The following is a 19,343-nucleotide window of genomic DNA, read 5'->3' as shown; positions in this document are numbered from 1 at the left end:
CCACATGAATAATATCGTTTTAAAACAGCCACCTATATCTATTTAATTCAATAATTATCCAAAATACAACACAAATTAACAATGAACCGCAATCAAACAACAAATATTCAATTTAAAGCGCCGAAAACGCCGAATCCGCACAGGCGGGAAACGCACATCAGACCCATAAACGACGCCGAACGAACACCACAGCCAGGTAGTATCCCAGCACGGCATACACCGAGAGCACCGTCAGATGAAGCGCAATGTCCGTCAGGGGCTGACCGACGATCAGGGGACGAATCAGGGCAACCGCATGGGTGAGCGGCAACGCCTGAACGGCCAGCAGCAGGGCCGGGGGAAAGCTGTCCAACGGGAAGAACACCCCGGACAGCATGAACATCGGCGTCACCACCAGCACGAAGTAGTAATTGAAGAAATCGTAGCTGCCGGCGACAGCACTCATCACGATGGCCGGCCCGGCAAAGGTCAACCCCATCAGGAAGACCACCGGTATCGCCCATAGCGCCATCCACCCACCGTGAACGGCACCCAGCAGGCTCGCAACCACCAAAATGGCAATCGCACTGAGCACGCCCTTGGCGGCCGCCCAGACGGTTTCTCCCAGCACGATGTCGTCGATATCCAGCGGGGTAGCCATGATCGCATCGTAGGTTTTTTGCGGCACCATCCGGGTGAAGACCGAATACATGCCCTCGAAGCTCACGGTGGTCATCGCCGAGGAGGCAACCACGCCCGAGGCCAGGAATGTCAGATAGGGCAGACCGCCCACCGCACCGACAAGATGCCCCAGCCCCAAGCCCAGACCAAGGAGGTAGATCAGGGGTTCGCCGAAATTCAGCGCGATCGCCGGCCCGATCAGCTTGCGCCACACGAGGAAATTCCGCTCCAGCAAGGCAAAGGCCGCCAGCCGGAGGCGCGGAAAGGTCCAGATCGATCGTTTCATTCGCGAAGCCCCCGACCGGTCAGGCGCAAAAAAACGTCTTCCAGACCTGCCCGACGATGAATGATCGTCAGGCCGGTATCCTCGCCCAGAAACTCCAGAATCGGTGCCGGTGCATGAGTGTAGACATACACGGCCGTCCCTTGACGCTCCGCATGCGCGCTCATCGAGCGCAGCATCGTGAACAGGCCATCGCTGACCTCGCCGCGCAACTCGATGACATCGCTCTCCACATGCTTCTGGATCAATGCCTTGGGCGATCCCTGATCCAAAATGCGCCCATGATCCATCACGACCAGCTCGTCACAGAGGCGTTCCGCCTCCTCCATGTAATGCGTCGTCAGGATCAGCGTCACGCCCCGCGCGCGCAGTTCGGCCAGGCGCGCCCAGATCATGTGCCGAACCTGAGGATCCAGCCCGGTGGTCGGCTCGTCGAGTACCACGATCTGCGGGTTGTTGATCAGCGAACGGGCAATGATCAGGCGGCGCTTCATCCCGCCGCTCAGCGTCTCGACCTTCGCATCGGCCTTGGCCGTAAGCTCCGCAAACGCCAGCAGCGCCTCGACCCGGTCGGCGACATCGCGGCGACTCAAACCGAAAAACCGGGCGTACATGAAGAGATTTTCCCGAACCGTGAAATCAGGGTCGAGATTGTCTGCCTGCGGCACGAGACCAACCTGGCTACGAATGGTCCGCGCCGCCTCGGGCAGGGATTCACCCAACAGACACAGTTCACCCGCATCGAAATCGACGAGGCCAAGCAGCATCTTCAGCGTGGTCGTCTTGCCCGCACCGTTGGGTCCCAGAAAGCCGAAGCACAGTCCCGACCGAATACTGAAATCGATACTGTCCACGGCCCGCAAGGAACCAAATTGCTTCACCAACCCCTTGGCCCAAACGGCCGGAATGGGCTCGGTCACCGCCAGCTCAGTCACGTTCGTCATGAAAAACCCCGAGTTGCATCCACTCAAATCCCCATACGGGTCCCAAACAATCGTCAACCGCCGAATCCGGACGGCGCACACGCTATGGCGACGGCAGCAACCGCGCCAGACCGGTCATTATCCGTTGGGTTGCACCCCGGTTATCCGCGACAACCCCCCGTGCGCGATCACCGACCGCGCGCCAATCCTCGGGCGCGCGACCGGCATCGAGCACGGCCTGAGCCAGCTCGCTGCCGTTCGTCACCGTGCGCACGGCCTGATGCTCGTCGAGTTGCCGATAGATATCGCGGAAATTTCGAGTCTGCGGCCCCGTAACGACGGCGCGTCCGAACAAGGCCGGCTCGATGGGGTTATGCCCACCGATCGGCACGAGGGAGCCCCCCATGAAAACGACCGGGATGGCGGCAAAAAAGCGCATCAACACCCCGGTTTGCGCCAACAGGAACACCTGAGTACCCGGAGCTACCGTCGATGCGTCGTCGCCGACCTGCCCCGCGAGCCCCGCCTCAGCGATCAACGCCGCGACCGCCGTTGCCCGCTCGGGATGACGGGGCACCAGCACCAGCAGGGCGTCCGGCATATCGATCAGCACCTGCCGATGCGCCGCCAGCACGACCGCTTCTTCCCCTGGATGGGTACTGGCCGCCAGCCAGACGAATCGCTCGCCAGCACACCAAGGCACCGTGGTCGGCAAGGCCACATCGTATTTGATATTGCCGCAATCCTGAATCACCGTATCGGCGGATGAGGCACCCAACGCCTCGAAGCACGCCCGGTCGGCCTCAGACTGTGCACAGATGAGACGAATGCAGGACAGCGTATCGCGCAACAGGTGCCCGCCCCACCGACGGTAGCGGGAAAAAGAGCGGTCCGACAACCGCGCATTGACCAGTGCCACCGGCACGTTCTGCGCCCGGGCGGCCCGCAGCCAGTTCGGCCAGAGCTCGGTTTCCATCACGACCAGCAACTTGGGGCGCAACCGTCGGAACACGAGATACTGGACGAAAGCATAATCGAACGGCGCGTAGAAATGAGGCACCCCGAGCTCCCGTGCAGCACGCGCACCGGTTTCTGTCGTCGTGCTGAGAATCAGCGGGCAGTCCGGCCAGTCCTCCCGCAATGCCGCGATCAACGGACGGGCGGCACGCACTTCGCCGAGCGACACGGCATGCAGCCAGATTGCACCGGTCGGCAATTCGGACGACAGGCGCCCCCATTGCGCCAACCAGATTCGATGCTGAGCAGGCGCCCTGATCGCCCGCCTCAGCGAATCGACGAACAGCCACGGAAACGCCAGCCACAGCGCGATGCGATAGACCCAGCCAGCCATGCCTCGTCCCTTGTCCAGAAGTGCGGGCATTATGCCTCAGAACCGACCCACCGATGCAGCGAACCGACGCAGATCGACCGCGCAAACGCACGCCCAAACGTCACGAAATCGCTTTAGAATACCCGCCCATGGAACGCACCCCGAATCTGCCTGCTGCCGCGTCACTCACTGCCTTTGCACTGAGCCTGCCCCTGCGTGCACTGGCCGCGCTACCGCAAAGCGCCCGACTTGGCCTGGGGCGGTTCGTGGGGCGCAGTGTCGGTCGTTGGCTCCGCAAGCGCCGCGCCGTCATGCAGGCCAATCTCCGTTGTGCGTTTCCGGCGCAGGACGATGTCTGGCGGGAAAACGTGCTCAACCGGCATTTCGAGCGGTTGGGCGAAGATGCGCTCGAATCGATTTGGGGTTGGTACGGCCGAACCGACACCCCGCCACCGCACACCGTGATTGGCGCCGAACACATCGAGGCGGCCCTTGCACGCGACCAGGGCGTGATCCTCAATGCGGGCCACTTCACGCAGGGTGAAATCTCCGTCTATCTGGCCGCACGCCGCTGGCCCGTGCACGCCGTGTATCGCCCCAACGACAACCCCGCCATCGACGAGCTCATCAATCGGGGTCGCCGCCGCCATCTGGCGGGCATGATCGACCGGGAGAATACCCGCGGCATGATCCGCACGCTCAGGCAGGGCGGCATCATCTGGACGGCGGCCGATCAGAGCTACCACGGCAGGCAGAGCGCCTTCATTCCGTTTTTCGGCACGCGCTGCGCCACCAATATCGCCGTACCGGTACTCGCCCGCATGGGCAATGCCGTCGTGCTGCCCTACTACGTGCGGCGCACGGCCGGCGAGTACACGGTGATCATCCAGCCGCCGCTGGAAGGCTTGCCCAGCGGCGACGATGCGGCAGACACCGCGCGACTGGTCGAACGGCTGGAAGCGGAGATCCGCCAAGAGCCGTCCGGCTACCTCTGGGGGCACCGGCGATACAAGGATGTCGCGCCCGGAGAGGCATCGCCCTACGAATCCGGCAAAAAGCCCTAACCCTTCGACGGGCGGGGGGAGCGCCTCAGTGCGTTGATCTCGCGGTGGATCGGTCCAGGGTCGAAGACCGTGCGGGCTCTCGCCAGACACCGCTGCCCGACCGCATCGCAGTACTGAGGATCGCTCATCAGCCGCGCCAGCGCCGCCGAGATTTCCTCGGCCGTCGGCTCGACCAACACCCCGGCATCGCCCAGCACCTCCGGCAAGCCGCCACGCCGGGAAGCGATCACGGCACACCCCGCCGCCATGCCCTCAAGCGCCGTCCGCCCGAAGGGTTCCTCCCAGGTCGAGGGTACGACCGCGATACGTGCCCGCCGGAACAGTTCGACCACTTCGGCGAACGGCCGGTAGCCCGGCATTTCGATTTGCGGGTGCGCCGTCCCCAATTCCTCGAGTAGCTCCTTCTCGTAGGGATACTGGAGCCCCTTCTGTCCAAAATACCGGGCACCGATGATCCGTGCGCGCCAGTCCGGATGGTTGGGCAATGTCGATTTCAGGGCCTGCAACAACGGCACAATGCCCTTTTCCGGAATGAATCGACCGACGAACACAATCTCGTTGTCCTTCGGCGCCGTTGGCGCAAACTCAGCCAGATTCAGCGTGTTGTAGCCGATATGCACCTTCGCGCAGAGCGCATCCGGGAGGCCTGCGCAAAAACGCTGGCGAATGTATTCGCTGACGCACACCACATAATCGGCGCGCTTGAGAATCTTCAAGCGATCCGCCTGGGTCTTGAGTCCACCGACCAGGTGCGGATCGTTATGCAGGTACAACGCCAGCCCGATGGGCAAGTCCGAAAGCCGGTGGAACAGCACGCCCCGGTTGTGCAGCTCTAGTCGATCCAGCTGCAGGGCTCGAACGGCCTGACGGATGGCGCGTTCGTACCGGCGGTTGTGCGGACCGATCGGCCACCAGGGCAGCCGGAGCGGATGGATGACGCCATCGACCAGCGGCGCGCCCGCCGCAATGGCATTCGGGCCACCCAGAATCAGGATGTCGTCGTGATCGTCCGCCAACTGCTCGGCAATCGTCAATGAAATGGACGTGGCATCGTTGACGGAAAATCCCTCGCGATAGGACAGAACCAGCGCCGTACGGCAGTGTCGCCCCGCGTTCATTCGCTCAACCCCACGCATCGCTCCTTTTCATCCATTGCCAAAAACACCCGTCGACTAAACCGCTGCCGACGCACCAATTGAACCCCCCGCGGCATACGGCACCCGCGCCCGCGCGATCGCCCAGGCGATGCCGGTCCAGATCACCGCCGCGGTCCAGCCGTTGAAATACTCCATCGAACTCTGGAAGGGCCAGAAGGTCGTCAACAACAGCGCCGCGCCGAAATAGGCGAACATCGGCTGATTCGACCGGCGTGCACCCTGCGCCACGGCCACGAAAAGCAGAATCACCAATGCCGAGAACGCGAGGAACGAGAAAATCCCGCCTTCGGCCAGCATCCCCGTGTAGAAGTTATGCGGATGCAGCACGCAGCCGTCGAAACCCATGGCGTTGTACCGGGCATGGTTCGCCGGCATCTGCGTATCACAATAGGCCTTGAACTCGCGGGCACCGACCCCTGTCCAGGGGTGCGCCCGGAACTCTTCAAGCCCCGTGAGGAAATTCAGGCCATAGACCGTCTCGTCAAGGTGCGTGATCGTATGGATCGTGGAGTCCACGCTGCGGGCCACCATTTCCTTCTGGGTCGCGCCCACACCGACCACCAGCACCAACCCGAGCACGGCCAGCCCCAGCAGGCGAAGGCGCCAGCGCCGGTAGTGCACGAGGATGCCGAGGAACACCAGGCCGGAACCGAGCAACAGGGTCAGGAAGGCCGCCCGCTCGCCGGTGAGAAACAAAAACAGCACGCCGATCGCCGAGGTGATTGCCGCCGCAATCAGCGCACGCCCCTCACCACGCCGAAGAGCGACGAACCAGACCAACGCGAGAGAAATGAACCAGATGCGGGTCGTGAACGTCCCCACCAGCGAGTGCGCGAACGGGCCGGTCAGGCGAAAAGCCTCCGGCCGCGGGTGGCCGAAGATATCCGTCCCCGTGACGTACTGAAGCACCGTGTCGAGAATGATGAAGGCCGTGACCGCGAGCATGGCCCGCTCGAACAGGCCGAGGGCATCCGGACGCCGCGTAAAGAGCCAGATCAGGGTGGCGGCGAACACCGGCCAACGAAACGCGAGCAACGCCTGCGAAGCAGAGTAGCCCGGGTTGACGGAGAACGGGGCCAGCACCAGCAGGATCAACGAAAGGGCCGCCGCCGCATAGACCCACCCCTCGGCCAGCCAGCGGAAATTCTGGCGGCGATAGCCCAGATACAGTCCGATCAGCACTGTGACGCCAACGGCGATTTCCGCCGGCACGCGCTTGAACAGCACCAGGATCGGCAACAGCATGACCCCCCACATCAGCCAGCGATTCATTTTTGCGCCTTGCGGGGGCAGGCCACCGGCCGCGTTCGTCGTCATGACAGCTCCTTTGTCGGGGATGGTACGGATGCGGTCGTCGCTTCCGTCGGTTGATCCAGCTTCAGCCGGGCACGTTCCTCGGCCTCGAATTTCTTGGCCTCGATCAGAAACGAGTAATAGGCGCTCGCCATGGCCTGGATCAGGCCGCGACGACCGGAAAGAAACGCCCGGCGCAGCAGGTAGTTCTTCAGAAAGCGCAACGGGAAGATTGTCACGAGCTTCAGGGCCGAGTGCCGTTTGCCGCGCGCCGCATCGAGCTCGGCACGCATCGTCGAGTACCGGTTGATCTTCTCGGTCCGCAGGCTGACCGACTCCACACCGAAATGCTCGACCCAGCCCGGCAGCGTGACGATACGTCCGCCCGGATCGAGCTGGATCGACTCATGGACGATCTGCTCGGAAAGGAAGCGTCCCCGTTCGCGCCGGAACAGGCGCACCCGGGTGATGGCCCGCGTCGCCTTGGATGCCGGCACCCCAATGAACCAATCCCGAAACCGCACCAGTCCCCCGGTCACCGCCGAATCGTCTTCCGTCACCAAACGGATGATCCCGGCGCGCAGTTCGTCATCGATCACCTCGTCACCATCGAGATTCAGCACCCAGGGCTGGGTGCACTGCGCCAGGGCCACCTGCTTCTGCTCGCCATAGCCCAGAAAGTCCTGATGGATGATTCGTGCGTGATAGCGGGCTGCGATGGCCAGCGTCTCATCGGTGGAGCCCGAGTCGACCACGACGATCTCCGCAAAATCGGCGACCGGCGCCAGAACCTGGTCCAGCCAGCGACCGCAATTCTTGGTGATGAGAAACACACTGATGGGCACCGGCGATGGCGATGCAAGGTGGTGAGTCATACGCGATACCGTCCTCGGGTAATGGTCAACCAGAACTCAAATCGATTCATCTGCCCCAGCATCGACAGCCGCGGCAGCCGAAGCGGATCGACATCGGCCCAGGGCAGAATGCGCTTCTTCGTCGTCACGGCCGTCGTGAATCCCGCCTGCCGAACCATGTCGACATGTCGGTCGGCCAGCTTGCCATAGGGGTAGGCGAAACTCAGGCAATCCTGCCCGGTCAACGCCTGCACGGCCGTGCGAGACTGCCGGATCTCCCGTTCGGCTACCGCATTGTCCGTCGACGGCAAGTGAACGTGGGTGAGGGTATGCGCGCCGAACTCGATCCCGCCCGCCGCCATCTCGCGGATCATCGCCGGCGTCAGCGGATCGATGCCCGACATCTCCGGCGCCAGATAGATCGTCGCCGGCGCCCCATACCTCTGCAGAATCGGCCAGGCCTGCCGGTAGTTATCGGCGTAGCCATCGTCGAAGGTCACCGCCACCATATGGTCGCGATCGGTCGCGGCAGCCATCTGCGACACCGTCACGAACCGGGCACCATGTCGCGCCAGCCAGTCAATCTGTGCGGCGAATTGCGTCGGTGTGGTCACAATTCCCTCACCCCGCCCCGTAGCCGTCTCCATCGGACGGATGCTGTGGTACATGAGGATGCGGGGGATGCGCAGGGAACGTGCCGGACGCCACAGATTGTAGCGTGCAGCCAGGGCGGCCAGCAGCAGGCCAAGCCCAACCCCCGCCACGACGGCGACCCACATCATCAACGACCAGGAACTCAGTACGCTTCGGCGCGCGGCTTGTGCCCGAACCAGCGTTTGAGACGCGCCGAAAGCCCATGTCGCCACTGACTGCGCCGCACGGCTGCTTCATCGACGACCCAGTTGAGCTGAATACTCCGTCGCTGGCCGACGAACGGCTTGTGGCCATGCCAGGCATTTTCCGTATTCACGAACGCCAGCAGCGTGCCCGCATCCGGCGGCACCTCGTCGAACCAGTCATCGAGATTGTCGGAACGCAGCAGCCGCAACCGACCATCGGGGCTATTCCATCCGGAATTGAGATACAGCAATACGGTGACGATCTTGCTGCGCGAGTCCGTGTGCACCCGACCGTCCTGCTCGCCGCTGTAACCGCGGATCGTCATCGTGGTGGGCTTGCCGGTGAGGTCCAGGCCCAGTTTTTCGGAAAAGGCTTGAGCAACCGCCTCGCTCTCCAGGTATTCGACCAACTGGGCGAAACTGGGCCCGCTGCGCAGCTCGCTCATGGGAAAACTGCCGCGTTTGGGCACGTCCGGGAAGTCCTTGTCGATGTCCGCCATGACCGATTCGGGCAGGAAATCCCGCACCACCACGTGGGGGAAGGGCTCACGAACGAGCGGCGCATTGGCCAGGGCATCGAGATTGACCAAACGTTCTGCTGCCATCAACTGATCCTCGGTACGGATGGGAAACTACCGCCCAGTGTATCATGAGCCCCCGAACACGAACCCGTCGATCGGACGGACGTCCGTTCCATCGCAACGTCACCGAGAGTTTTATGCGCATCGCCCTGATCATGGTCAGCAAAGGCTACGGCGGCCTTGAACGCCATCTCGTCGACCTGGCCAACACCCTCTGTGCCCAGCATACGGTTGCCGTGTTCGCCGACGTCAGCTTTGCCGACCGCCTGGCTTCGACCATCCAGTTCATCCCGCTGCCTGCAGGTACATGGCGTTACAATCCGTGGGCGCTGTGGCGACTGAAGCGGCAACTCGATGCGTTCCGACCAGACGTCCTCCACGCCCAGGCAAACAAGGCCGCCCGCATGGTTCGACTGTGCGGTGCGCGGGCACCGGTCAACGTCGCCACCATCCACAACCTGAAAAACGACATATCGCCGTTTCACGGGTACGACGGCGTCATCGCCGTTTCTCAGGCCGCGGCAGACCGCCTCCGCCACCCGAACATCGCCGTCATCCCGAACGGTATCGCGCCGCCGATACCACCAAGCCTATCGGAGATCGCTGCTTGCCGCGCCCAATGGTGTCCGGCCGACGAGCCGATGACTCTTTCGGTCGGACGCCTCGTTGCGGCAAAAGGGTTCGACATCCTCCTCGAAGCTTGGCGGGATCTGCCAGGCAGGCTCGTGATCGTCGGCTCGGGGCCAGACGAAACCGCGCTCAAGGCACAGCATGCCGCGCTGGGGCTGGGTGATCGCGTGGTATTCGCCGGCTACCGGCCCGACGTGCCACTACTGATGGCGGCCGCCGATCTGCTGGTTATCGCCTCGCGGCGCGAAGGATTTCCGTATGTGCTGATCGAGGCCTTGCATACGGGCGTGCCGATCGTGGCCACGGCAATCCCCGGGGCGGCGGACTACCTGCCCGCGGACAAGGTCGTCCCTTGCGGCGCCCCGGATCCGCTGCATACCGCACTGGCACAAGCGCTCGATCATCGGGACATACTACGCGAGGCCTATCAACCCTGGTTTGCCCGTGCCCGTGCCGAGTTGACCCTCGACCACATGGCCCAACGCACGCTCGACTTCTATCGACAGCTGTCCGCCCTGAAAGCGGAAAGCCGATAGACGACGCCTGACTGAGGCGCGCTAGCCCTCCATCCGTGGCGATCGCCACAGCGCCTCGTAGACTGCCAACGTCTGATCCTGCATGGCCTGGAGCGTGAACGGACGTTCGGCGGGCACGGCAGGCGCACCCTGACCATGCCATTGGCGCAGGATTTTCACGGCGGCCGACACATCGCCCAGCGGAATGGCGCCCGAGGGGTACATGGCGGACAACTGCTCCCCGACACCGCCATGGGCGTAACCCAACACCGGTCGTCCCAGCGTCAAGGCTTCCAGGCTGACGCGACCGAACGCTTCGGGATCCGTGGACAGCGACAGAACCACATCGCTGATGGCCATGATCTCCCGCAAATCGCTCCGCTGTCCGACCAGGGTGATATCACCCGCCAGTCCACGCTGCGCGATCGCCTGCTCGAGCTCACTCAGAAACCGGCGCTTGCGGGGATGCGCCCCGCCCACGATCAATCCATGGACCGGCACGCCAGCCGCCTTCAACCGCGTGACGATATCCAGCAGATCGAGCTGCCCTTTCCAGCGCGTGATCCGCCCCGGCAAAGTCAACACCCAGCGATCACGGGTCTGTGGGAACTGTGCCTCCCAGGCCGCAAGCCAGGCAGCATCGGGGCGATAGCCCGCCGGGAACGCCACCGGATCGACACCCCGGTAGATCCGCCGGACATTCGCCATCCCCACCCACGGATAATTGCGTCGAATGTAGTCCACGATCATCTCCGAGACGGCGATCACGCGCTCGCCCCGCAGCATGACGGCGCTATAGGCATTGACCGAATAGGGACCATGCACGGTCGTGATCAGGCGAGGACGCGTGGCTGGATCCATCCGTCGCCAGGCAAGCCATCCCACCCACGCGGGCATCCGCGAACGCAGGTGCACGATATCCACGCCCTGAGCCACGAAGAGTCGCCGCAGGGTTCGAACATGACGCAAGGTCCACAGAGATTTTTTTCCGATCGGCAGGGTAATGTGCCGAACGCCCAATGCTTCGAGTTCCGCGACCATGCGGCCGCCGCCCGAGACCACGATCGGCCGATGCCCGGCAGCGAGCAGTGCCGCGGCGATTTCCACGGTACCGCGCTCGACCCCACCGCTTTCGAGCTCAGGCACCAATTGCATCACCGTCAATCGCTTGGAAGGCACAGCAACCGGCTCCGACATTGCCCGAGCCCTGTCGGGCGTCGCGTCAGGGGCGCATTGATCGGAGTTGGGCAAATCGGACATGGGGCGTACACTACGGAAATTTGGCGGGCCGCACGATTATACGCACTCCCGCCGGAACACCATGTGCCAGAAGACACCAAAGGCCGATTCGCCCATGACCGACACCACCGCCCACGACGCCGTCCTCGGCAGCCTCGAAGCCGCCTTCAAGAACGCGGAGCAACGGGAAGTTCCCTATCGACACTGGCGATTGAGCCACTTGTTCCCGGAGTCGGTGGCCAGTTCGATCAGCGATCTGCCCTTCGAACCGCCGGTCATCGATGACACGGGCGGGCGACGCGAGACCCATAACGCGTCTCGGCGCTTCTTCGATCAGGATGCCATCGCCCGTTTCCCAACCTGTCGCAGCATCGCGGAAGCCTTCCAGTCCCCCACACTCATCGATACCATCCAGCAACGTTGCGGACTGAAATTGGCCGGCACCAACCTGCGCATCGAATATGCACTGGACACCCGAGGCTTCTGGCTCGAGCCGCATACGGATCTGGGCGTGAAAAAATTCACCATGCTGGCTTATGTCGCCCAGGATCCCGAGCACGCGCAATGGGGCACCGACATTTATTACAGCAAGGAACGGCATGCCGAGCAGGTGCCGGCCACCTTCAATACCGCCATGATCTTCGTCCCGGCCGATAACACCTGGCACGGTTTCGAACCACGTCCGATCAACGGCATCCGCCGCACGCTGATCATCAACTACGTGGCACCGGAATGGCGGAATCGACACGAACTGGCTTTCCCGAACGATCCCATTCCGGTCATCTAAGGCAACGAACAACACCCCCAACCCCGCATGACACCAGAGACACAACGTCACGTCTGGCTGCTGACTCAAGGCGCCGTCGGGCTCCAGAACCAGGCCATCGGACTCGCCGAACACATCGGCTGGCCCTACGCACTCAAGAAGGTGAACCTCGTGAAGCCCTGGCGCTGGCTGCCCGGCCACTGGGTGCCCGCCGCACATACCCGGCTCACCGAGGACTCGGACATCCTTGCCCCAGAGTGGCCGGACCTCGTCATCTCCTGCGGACGTCTCGGCGCGGCTGCTGCGCTGGGCGTCAAACGCGCCTCCGGGGGCCGGGTATTCAGTGTCCACATCCAGAATCCGCAACTGCCGAACCATCTCGTGGACCTGATTGTGCCGCCTCGACATGACGCGCTGAGCGGATCCAATGTCGTTCCCACGCGCGGCGCGCTCCACCATGTCACCCCGGAAAAAATGGATCACGCGCTCGCAACGCAGCTGAACAGTCACCCGGATTTGGCACGCATCAAGGGGCAACGTCCCATCATCGGCGTCCTGATCGGCGGGAGCAATGCGACGGCCACACTCACGCCGGAAAAAAGCCGGCAATTGATGTCCTCGTTGGTAGATGCGGCGGCAACGCAGGAGGCGCTGCTCTGGATCACCGCGTCACGCAGAACCGGGGCAGACAACATCAGGGCGATGGAGTCCGTCCTGGCGGGAACCGGCCACTGGTTCTGGGATAATCAGGGACCCAATCCGTACATGGCCATTCTGGGGAGTGCGGACTATCTGGTGGTCACGGGGGATTCCGTGTCGATGGTGTCCGAAGCCGCCTCGACGGGAAAACCCGTCTACACCCTGGACTTCGATGGTTATTCGGGACGACTGAATCAATTCCACGAAATGCTGCGCGCGGAGGGAGTGACGCGCCCGTTTACGGGTGAACTGGCTGACTGGACCTATGAGCCCGTCAACGATACGCCCCAGGTAGCCCAGATCGTACGCACCCGCTTCGATGAGCACCTCGCCAACATCGTAGCGGCCGACGGCTCATCCGTGACCACTTCCTGAAGAAGGGATGGGCAGCCGGCTTAGGCGGTGTTTAGTCAACGCCATCGTCCGCTGACACATCGCGCCGCATCAGTTTGCGGATCACGATATATACCCCCACATGGAGAAATAGGGTCACCAGGACGACGGCTGCGACGATCGCAGCCATGACCGGATTATTCTGAATCAGGGACCACACGCTGCTCAGTCGATCAGTCGATAAACCGTACTGCAGTAAATGCAGCGGGCCGTATCACCGACGGACTCGAGATGGATATACACGCGCGGGTGCGCATTCCAAAGCATCTCGTCACCCTGGGGGCAGAAAACCGGTAGATCCTTCTTGGTGACCGTGACCTCATTCACAGAACTGGGCGTCTTGTAGTCCTGAGGATGCGCCGCCGTATCCGGGTTCATACCCGCACCTCCGTGAAATCGAGCCAGGAATTGAATTCCGCATCGAAGCGACCGTGAACGAGATCGAAGTACGCAGACTGCAACCGCTCCGTGATCGGGCCACGGGAACCGCTGCCGATCGGACGATTGTCGACTTCCCGAATCGGGGTGACTTCTGCAGCGGTACCCGTGAAGAATGCCTCGTCGGCGATATAGACTTCATCACGCGTGATTCGCTTCTCGATCACCTCATAACCGAACCGCTTGGCCAAAGTAATGATGGTGCGACGGGTGATCCCGTCCAATGCTGCCGTGAGATCAGGTGTATAAAGTACGCCATCCCGGACCAGGAAGATGTTCTCGCCAGACCCCTCGGCAACGAAACCCTGCGTATCCAGCAACATCGCCTCGTCATATCCATCGATCGTCGCTTCGCGCAGCGCCATCATCGAGTTCATGTACGCGCCCGTAGCCTTCGCCTTGCACATTGTGACATTAACGTGGTGACGCGAGTAGCTGGAGGTCTTGATTCGGATCCCCTTTTGCATGTTTTCAGCGCCCAGGTACGCACCCCACTCCCAGGCGGCAACCACGACATGGACATTCAGATTGTCCGCACGCAGCCCCATCCCTTCGGAACCGTAGAACACCAGGGGACGCATGTAGGCGCTATGGAGCTGATTCTCCCGAATGACCTGACGATGCGCATCATTGATGACGCTCTCAGAATAGGGCATCGGCATGCCGAGAATACGCGCCGAATTGAATAGACGCCGGGTATGATCCTCTAGACGGAAAATGGCGGTTCCCCGGTCTGTCTTGTACGCGCGAACACCCTCGAAGCAACCCATGCCATAGTGCAAGCTATGCGTCAGCACATGCGTTTGAGCCTGGCGCCACGCTACCATCTCCCCATCTAACCAGATAAACCCGTCCCGATCTTCCATCGACATCGTAAAGCCTCACAACTCACCAGATTAATGGCCGAACCCACATGGATCCGGCAACAATATTTTATTTAATTAACCGCCACTCGACCGAATTCAATCGCACATGGAACGCATTCGCGCGCCCTTGCTCGAAGATCCGGGAGCCCCCGACTCGAATGGCAAATTTTAGGAATGATACACCAGGCCAGAGCGGCTCACCTGCAAAACACCCGCGCAATGATTGCGTATCATCCCCCTCCGATCGCATGCACAATTTCGACCCGGTCATTGGCAGCGAGTTTCGTCTCGCCAAAAAGACGACGGGGCAATATCTCACCGTTCAATTCGACCGCCAAACGCATATCGAGCATTTCGAGCAGCCTGAGCAGATCCTGCACATTCAGGCCATCCGAAATCTCCCGCACCTCACCATTGATAAAAACCGTCATCACTGCGTTCGTCTTTTATTTAAATGAAAATCCCGCCCCGAACGCGTCAGGGCGGGATCCTGAAAACCTACTTATTTTAATATTAAGGCTTGGTGGACTTCATCGCCCCCAGCGAGAAGGCGTTCTTTATTTTGACGTATTTCTTGTCGCCGATACCCTTGACAGACTTGAGCTCGTCCAGCGACTTGAAACCATGATGCGCCTGACGGTAGGCAACAATGGCACCAGCCAGCTTCGGACCGATCCCCTTGACCGATTCCAGTTGCGTGACTGTCGCCGTATTCAGATTCACCTTGTCCATGGCATAAGCCATACTGCCGGCGCCGAGCGCAAAGATAAGAACAAGCGACTTGATCCACATATTCATGCCAATACTCCTTTCAGCAAAACTCTTGTCAATCCACACAAGATCTCTTTCGCCTCAACCGCATCTGAAACAGAAGAGGCGGATGAGATCTCGGTCAGGATAACGAGAAAAGCAGTTTAAGATCAACCCATAAAGCACAACCCCCCCCGAGATCCTCGGGGGGGGTTGTTGAATTGGGTGCCTGGCATTGACCTACTTTCACATGGGGAAACCCCACACTATCATCGGCGATGCAGCGTTTCACTTCTGTGTTCGGGATGGGAACAGGTGGTTCCACTGCTCTATGGATACCAGGCGAAGAGGGTAGCTTAGGGCTCTGGGCCCCAAGCTGTGAAGTGAATGCATTCTGAGTACATTGATCTCATGTCGCAAGCTGTTTTGGCGTTATATGGTCAAGCCTCACGGGTCATTAGTACTGGTTAGCTGCACGCATTACTGCGCTTCCACACCCAGCCTATCAACGTTGTGGTCTTCAACGGCCCTTCAGGGGACTCAAGGTCCCAGCGAGATCTCATCTTGGGGTGGGCTTCCCGCTTAGATGCTTTCAGCGGTTATCCCGTCCACACTTAGCTACCCGGCAGTGCCACTGGCGTGACAACCGGAACACCAGAGGTGTGTCCATCTCGGTCCTCTCGTACTAAAGACAGCTCCCCTCAAATCTCGAACGCCCACGGCAGATAGGGACCGAACTGTCTCACGACGTTCTGAACCCAGCTCGCGTACCACTTTAAATGGCGAACAGCCATACCCTTGGGACCTGCTTCAGCCCCAGGATGTGATGAGCCGACATCGAGGTGCCAAACACTGCCGTCGATATGGACTCTTGGGCAGTATCAGCCTGTTATCCCCGGAGTACCTTTTATCCGTTGAGCGATGGCCCTTCCATACAGAACCACCGGATCACTAGAACCGTCTTTCGACCCTGCTCGACGTGTCTGTCTCGCAGTCAAGCTGGCTTATGCTCTTACACTAACCGCACGATTTCCGACCGTGCTTAGCCAACCTTCGTGCTCCTCTGTTACGCTTTCGGAGGAGACCGCCCCAGTCAAACTACCCACCATACACTGTCCCCGATCCGGATAACGGACCTGGGTTAGAACACCGAACATGCCAGGGTGGTATTTCAAGGTTGGCTCCACCCGAACTGGCGTCCGGGTTTCAATGCCTCCCACCTATCCTACACAAGCAGGTTCAATGTTCAGTGCAAAGCTATAGTAAAGGTTCACGGGGTCTTTCCGTCTAGCCGCGGGTACACTGCATCTTCACAGCGATTTCAATTTCACTGAGTCTCGGGTGGAGACAGCGCCGCCATCGTTACGCCATTCGTGCGGGTCGGAACTTACCCGACAAGGAATTTCGCTACCTTAGGACCGTTATAGTTACGGCCGCCGTTTACCGGGGCTTCGATCAAGAGCTTCGCTTGCGCTGACCCCATCAATTAACCTTCCGGCACCGGGCAGGCGTCACACCCTATACGTCCTCTTTCGAGTTTGCAGAGTGCTGTGTTTTTGTTAAACAGTCGCAGCGGCCTGGTCACTGCAACCCCCTTCAGCTCCACGAGCAAGTCGCTTCACTTACCGAGGGCGCACCTTCTCCCGAAGTTACGGTGCTATTTTGCCTAGTTCCTTCACCCGAGTTCTCTCAACGCCTTGGTCTTCTCGACCTGTCCACCTGTGTCGGTTTCGGGTACGGTCGCTCATTATCTGAAGCTTAGAGGCTTTTCCTGGAAGCTTGGTATCAATCACTTCATCTCCGTAGAGACTCGTTATCACGCCTCAGCATTAACCCCCCGGATTTGCCTAAGGGATCTGCCTACACGCTTGAACCGGGACAACCATCGCCCGGCTGACCTAACCTTCTCCGTCCCCCCATCGCAATAATGAACGGTGCAGGAATATTAACCTGCTTCCCATCGACTACGCTTCTCAGCCTCGCCTTAGGGGCCGACTCACCCTGCGCCGATTGACGTTGCGCAGGAAACCTTGGACTTTCGGCGTGCGTGGTTTTCACACGCATTATCGTTACTTATGTCAGCATTCGCACTTCCGATACCTCCAGCAGACCTCACAGTCCACCTTCAACGGCCTACGGAACGCTCCTCTACCATGCCTTACGGCATCCGCAGCTTCGGTACTGTGCTTAGCCCCGTTAAATCTTCCGCGCAGGCCGACTTGACTAGTGAGCTATTACGCTTTCTTTAAAGGGTGGCTGCTTCTAAGCCAACCTCCTAGCTGTCTATGCCTTCCCACATCGTTTCCCACTTAGCACAGATTTGGGGACCTTAGCTGGCGGTCTGGGTTGTTTCCCTCTTGACCATGGACGTTAGCACCCACGGTCTGTCTCCCATGATTGCACTTCTCGGTATTCGGAGTTTGCCATGGTTTGGTAAGTCGGGATGACCCCCTAGCCATAACAGTGCTCTACCCCGAGAGTGAGACATGAGGCGCTACCTAAATAGCTTTCGAGGAGAACCAGCTATCTCCGGGCTTGATTAGCCTTTCACTCCGATCCACAGCTCATCCCCTAATTTTTCAACATTAGTGGGTTCGGACCTCCAGTTGGTTTTACCCAACCTTCATCCTGGCCATGGATAGATCGCTCCGGTTTCGGGTCTAATGACCGCGACTATCGCCCTATTCAGACTCGGTTTCCCTACGCCTCCCCTAATCGGTTAAGCTTGCCACGATCATTAAGTCGCTGACCCATTATACAAAAGGTACGCAGTCACAGAACGAATCTGCTCCTACTGCTTGTACGCACACGGTTTCAGGTTCTATTTCACTCCCCTCGCCGGGGTTCTTTTCGCCTTTCCCTCACGGTACTGGTTCACTATCGGTCGGTAAGTAGTATTTAGCCTTGGAGGATGGTCCCCCCATATTCAGACAGGATTTCACGTGTCCCGCCCTACTCGTCATCATGATTGAGGCTTTTCGTATACGAGGCTATCACTCTGTATCGCCGGACTTTCCAGACCGTTCTACTAAACGTTCAATCACTTCAGGGCTAGTCCCCGTTCGCTCGCCGCTACTTGGGGAATCTCGGTTGATTTCTTTTCCTGCAGCTACTTAGATGTTTCAGTTCGCCGCGTTCGCTTCCCAAGACCTATATATTCAGTCAAGGGATGACCTTTCGGCCGGGTTTCCCCATTCGGACATCTCCGGATCAAAGCGTATTGCCAGCTCCCCGGAGCTTTTCGCAGGCTGTCACGTCCTTCGTCGCCTCTTACCGCCTAGGCATCCACCGTGTGCGCTTATTCACTTGACCATATAACCCAAAACAGCTTGTTTCCAATCTGCCTGAGCCTATGGCTCGCTGACATAAGATGCAATGTACTCATCGCAAGTGCGCCACCCTGTCGCCAGGATGACGCACTTACTTTGCATTCACTTCGTGTTGTTAAAGATCGATGATTGTCTGACCATTTGCCAGAGATCAAAACACAGCCCTAAGGCTGATGCTCTGATCTATGGCTTGCTTTTCCGGCCTAGCCTATAAGGTTTGGTGGAGCCAAGGAGGATCGAACTCCTGACCTCCTGCGTGCAAAGCAGGCGCTCTCCCAGCTGAGCTATGGCCCCTTGTCTTAATTCAGTCAGCTTGCTGACCTTTTGTGCAGGTCAAGGCGAAAGCTTGCGCTGTGTGCCTTCTGCACACAAGCAAGGTTTTAACGCCGAGATGCGCAAAAGTGGTGGGTCTGGGTGGATTTGAACCACCGACCTCACCCTTATCAGGGGTGCGCTCTAACCAACTGAGCTACAGACCCTAAGCTCGTCCAATCGTTTCTTTCAAGATGATTTGTGTTGGATGCTTGCGTGTCGGGTGATCATCTCTTAAAGGAGGTGATCCAGCCGCAGGTTCCCCTACGGCTACCTTGTTACGACTTCACCCCAGTCATCGGCCACACCGTGGCAAGCGCCCTCCCGAAGGTTAAGCTACCTGCTTCTGGTGCAACAAACTCCCATGGTGTGACGGGCGGTGTGTACAAGGCCCGGGAACGTATTCACCGTGGCAATGCTGA

Annotated in this window: 17 protein-coding genes, 2 tRNA genes and 3 rRNA genes (1 of these 22 only partly in view); 4 read left to right on the top strand and 18 right to left on the bottom strand. The window is 60.1% G+C overall.

The features are described from left to right. Nucleotides 1-157: 157 nt before the first annotated feature. The 3 genes from A9404_RS09940 to A9404_RS09930 all read right to left on the bottom strand — a co-directional run bounded on the left by A9404_RS09940 (nucleotide 158) and on the right by A9404_RS09930 (nucleotide 3,247). Nucleotides 158-946 (bottom strand): ABC transporter permease, encoded by a 789-nt coding sequence (locus A9404_RS09940; RefSeq protein WP_066100953.1) that lies wholly within the window; start codon nucleotides 944-946, stop codon nucleotides 158-160. Beyond that, nucleotides 943-1,887 (bottom strand): ATP-binding cassette domain-containing protein, encoded by a 945-nt coding sequence (locus tag A9404_RS09935; RefSeq protein ID WP_066100950.1) that lies wholly within the window; start codon nucleotides 1,885-1,887, stop codon nucleotides 943-945. The genes A9404_RS09940 and A9404_RS09935 overlap by 4 nt, the downstream gene beginning before the upstream one ends. Nucleotides 1,888-1,969: 82 nt before the next feature. Next, nucleotides 1,970-3,247: a 3-deoxy-D-manno-octulosonic acid transferase gene (locus A9404_RS09930; protein ID WP_082922893.1), complete on the bottom strand. Its 1,278-nt coding sequence runs from the start codon at nucleotides 3,245-3,247 to the stop codon at nucleotides 1,970-1,972. Between the two features lie 98 nt (nucleotides 3,248-3,345). On the opposite strand from A9404_RS09930, the gene A9404_RS09925 reads away from it, so the two are divergent. After that, on the top strand, nucleotides 3,346-4,260 hold the full coding sequence (locus A9404_RS09925; protein ID WP_066100947.1) for a lysophospholipid acyltransferase family protein: 915 nt from the start codon (nucleotides 3,346-3,348) through the stop codon (nucleotides 4,258-4,260). Here A9404_RS09925 and A9404_RS09920 read toward each other — a convergent pair. Genes A9404_RS09920 through A9404_RS09900 form a run of 5 tightly spaced genes read right to left on the bottom strand, consistent with a single transcriptional unit; the run spans nucleotide 4,257 to nucleotide 9,008 of the window. After that, nucleotides 4,257-5,378, bottom strand: a complete 1,122-nt coding sequence (locus A9404_RS09920; RefSeq protein ID WP_066100945.1) for a glycosyltransferase family 4 protein — start codon at nucleotides 5,376-5,378, stop codon at nucleotides 4,257-4,259. The genes A9404_RS09925 and A9404_RS09920 overlap by 4 nt on opposite strands. Nucleotides 5,379-5,432: 54 nt before the next feature. Continuing rightward, nucleotides 5,433-6,734: an O-antigen ligase family protein gene (locus A9404_RS09915; protein WP_066100943.1), complete on the bottom strand. Its 1,302-nt coding sequence runs from the start codon at nucleotides 6,732-6,734 to the stop codon at nucleotides 5,433-5,435. Then, nucleotides 6,731-7,585: a glycosyltransferase family 2 protein gene (locus tag A9404_RS09910; RefSeq protein WP_066100940.1), complete on the bottom strand. Its 855-nt coding sequence runs from the start codon at nucleotides 7,583-7,585 to the stop codon at nucleotides 6,731-6,733. Before A9404_RS09910 ends, A9404_RS09915 begins: the two co-directional genes overlap by 4 nt. Then, nucleotides 7,582-8,346, bottom strand: coding sequence for a polysaccharide deacetylase family protein (locus A9404_RS09905; RefSeq protein ID WP_066100937.1), 765 nt, complete (start codon nucleotides 8,344-8,346; stop codon nucleotides 7,582-7,584). Before A9404_RS09905 ends, A9404_RS09910 begins: the two co-directional genes overlap by 4 nt. A 14-nt stretch (nucleotides 8,347-8,360) precedes the next feature. Continuing rightward, nucleotides 8,361-9,008 (bottom strand): 2OG-Fe(II) oxygenase, encoded by a 648-nt coding sequence (locus A9404_RS09900; RefSeq protein WP_066100934.1) that lies wholly within the window; start codon nucleotides 9,006-9,008, stop codon nucleotides 8,361-8,363. Between the two features lie 113 nt (nucleotides 9,009-9,121). Here A9404_RS09900 and A9404_RS09895 point away from each other — a divergent pair, with 113 nt between their 5' ends. Further along, a complete protein-coding gene (locus A9404_RS09895) occupies nucleotides 9,122-10,150 on the top strand; it encodes a glycosyltransferase (RefSeq protein ID WP_066100931.1) in 1,029 nt (342 codons plus the stop codon). Between the two features lie 21 nt (nucleotides 10,151-10,171). On the opposite strand, the gene A9404_RS09890 is transcribed toward A9404_RS09895, so the two are convergent. Then, nucleotides 10,172-11,284, bottom strand: a complete 1,113-nt coding sequence (locus A9404_RS09890) for a glycosyltransferase family 4 protein (RefSeq protein WP_407645336.1) — start codon at nucleotides 11,282-11,284, stop codon at nucleotides 10,172-10,174. Nucleotides 11,285-11,483: 199 nt separating this feature from the next. On the opposite strand from A9404_RS09890, the gene A9404_RS09885 reads away from it, so the two are divergent. Beyond that, nucleotides 11,484-12,155 carry a hypothetical protein gene (locus tag A9404_RS09885; protein WP_066103190.1) on the top strand — a complete coding sequence of 224 codons (672 nt, stop codon included), beginning with the start codon at nucleotides 11,484-11,486 and terminating at the stop codon, nucleotides 12,153-12,155. A gap of 27 nt (nucleotides 12,156-12,182) precedes the next feature. Then, nucleotides 12,183-13,208 (top strand): mitochondrial fission ELM1 family protein, encoded by a 1,026-nt coding sequence (locus tag A9404_RS09880; RefSeq protein WP_066100925.1) that lies wholly within the window; start codon nucleotides 12,183-12,185, stop codon nucleotides 13,206-13,208. 183 nt (nucleotides 13,209-13,391) lie between these two features. Here A9404_RS09880 and A9404_RS09875 read toward each other — a convergent pair whose 3' ends face one another. The 9 genes from A9404_RS09875 to A9404_RS09835 form a co-directional block, all read right to left on the bottom strand. Next, nucleotides 13,392-13,604, bottom strand: coding sequence for a zinc-finger domain-containing protein (locus A9404_RS09875; protein ID WP_066100923.1), 213 nt, complete (start codon nucleotides 13,602-13,604; stop codon nucleotides 13,392-13,394). Beyond that, nucleotides 13,601-14,536 carry a branched-chain amino acid transaminase gene (locus A9404_RS09870; RefSeq protein ID WP_066100920.1) on the bottom strand — a complete coding sequence of 312 codons (936 nt, stop codon included), beginning with the start codon at nucleotides 14,534-14,536 and terminating at the stop codon, nucleotides 13,601-13,603. The genes A9404_RS09875 and A9404_RS09870 overlap by 4 nt, the downstream gene beginning before the upstream one ends. A gap of 224 nt (nucleotides 14,537-14,760) precedes the next feature. Next, nucleotides 14,761-14,961 carry a sulfur carrier protein ThiS gene (gene thiS, locus A9404_RS09865; protein WP_066100917.1) on the bottom strand — a complete coding sequence of 67 codons (201 nt, stop codon included), beginning with the start codon at nucleotides 14,959-14,961 and terminating at the stop codon, nucleotides 14,761-14,763. 82 nt (nucleotides 14,962-15,043) lie between these two features. Then, entirely contained in the window at nucleotides 15,044-15,328 is a 285-nt protein-coding gene (locus tag A9404_RS09860; protein WP_066100914.1) for a ComEA family DNA-binding protein, read from the bottom strand. A 179-nt stretch (nucleotides 15,329-15,507) separates the two neighbouring features. Next, a 5S ribosomal RNA gene (gene rrf / locus A9404_RS09855) occupies nucleotides 15,508-15,623 on the bottom strand. A gap of 93 nt (nucleotides 15,624-15,716) precedes the next feature. Beyond that, nucleotides 15,717-18,592 (bottom strand): 23S ribosomal RNA (locus A9404_RS09850). 235 nt (nucleotides 18,593-18,827) lie between these two features. Then, nucleotides 18,828-18,903, bottom strand: a tRNA-Ala gene (locus A9404_RS09845). A 108-nt stretch (nucleotides 18,904-19,011) separates the two neighbouring features. After that, nucleotides 19,012-19,088: transfer RNA gene (locus A9404_RS09840), tRNA-Ile, on the bottom strand. 69 nt (nucleotides 19,089-19,157) lie between these two features. Beyond that, nucleotides 19,158-19,343 (bottom strand): 16S ribosomal RNA (locus A9404_RS09835); it runs 1,350 nt beyond the window's last position. Together the 16S, 23S and 5S rRNA genes with 2 tRNA genes alongside form the textbook arrangement of a ribosomal RNA operon.

Origin of the sequence: Halothiobacillus diazotrophicus (genome assembly GCF_001663815.1) — a bacterium.
Classification (GTDB): Bacteria; Pseudomonadota; Gammaproteobacteria; order Halothiobacillales; family Halothiobacillaceae; genus Halothiobacillus; species Halothiobacillus diazotrophicus.
Note: the sequence above shows the minus strand (reverse complement) of the source record. Positions and strands in the feature narration are given on the sequence as shown.

Coding starts and splice junctions, on each gene's coding strand:
- A9404_RS09890 (WP_407645336.1), bottom strand. CDS start 11,284: ATGCAATTGGTGCCTGAGCTCGAAAGCGGTGGGGTCGAGCGCGGTACC.
- A9404_RS09905 (WP_066100937.1), bottom strand. CDS start 8,346: ATGATGTGGGTCGCCGTCGTGGCGGGGGTTGGGCTTGGCCTGCTGCTG.
- thiS (WP_066100917.1), bottom strand. CDS start 14,961: ATGACGGTTTTTATCAATGGTGAGGTGCGGGAGATTTCGGATGGCCTG.
- A9404_RS09920 (WP_066100945.1), bottom strand. CDS start 5,378: ATGAACGCGGGGCGACACTGCCGTACGGCGCTGGTTCTGTCCTATCGC.
- A9404_RS09935 (WP_066100950.1), bottom strand. CDS start 1,887: ATGACGAACGTGACTGAGCTGGCGGTGACCGAGCCCATTCCGGCCGTT.
- A9404_RS09895 (WP_066100931.1), top strand. CDS start 9,122: ATGCGCATCGCCCTGATCATGGTCAGCAAAGGCTACGGCGGCCTTGAA.
- A9404_RS09940 (WP_066100953.1), bottom strand. CDS start 946: ATGAAACGATCGATCTGGACCTTTCCGCGCCTCCGGCTGGCGGCCTTT.
- A9404_RS09875 (WP_066100923.1), bottom strand. CDS start 13,604: ATGAACCCGGATACGGCGGCGCATCCTCAGGACTACAAGACGCCCAGT.
- A9404_RS09880 (WP_066100925.1), top strand. CDS start 12,183: ATGACACCAGAGACACAACGTCACGTCTGGCTGCTGACTCAAGGCGCC.
- A9404_RS09915 (WP_066100943.1), bottom strand. CDS start 6,734: ATGACGACGAACGCGGCCGGTGGCCTGCCCCCGCAAGGCGCAAAAATG.
- A9404_RS09925 (WP_066100947.1), top strand. CDS start 3,346: ATGGAACGCACCCCGAATCTGCCTGCTGCCGCGTCACTCACTGCCTTT.
- A9404_RS09860 (WP_066100914.1), bottom strand. CDS start 15,328: ATGAATATGTGGATCAAGTCGCTTGTTCTTATCTTTGCGCTCGGCGCC.
- A9404_RS09930 (WP_082922893.1), bottom strand. CDS start 3,247: ATGCCCGCACTTCTGGACAAGGGACGAGGCATGGCTGGCTGGGTCTAT.
- A9404_RS09910 (WP_066100940.1), bottom strand. CDS start 7,585: ATGACTCACCACCTTGCATCGCCATCGCCGGTGCCCATCAGTGTGTTT.
- A9404_RS09900 (WP_066100934.1), bottom strand. CDS start 9,008: ATGGCAGCAGAACGTTTGGTCAATCTCGATGCCCTGGCCAATGCGCCG.
- A9404_RS09885 (WP_066103190.1), top strand. CDS start 11,484: ATGACCGACACCACCGCCCACGACGCCGTCCTCGGCAGCCTCGAAGCC.
- A9404_RS09870 (WP_066100920.1), bottom strand. CDS start 14,536: ATGTCGATGGAAGATCGGGACGGGTTTATCTGGTTAGATGGGGAGATG.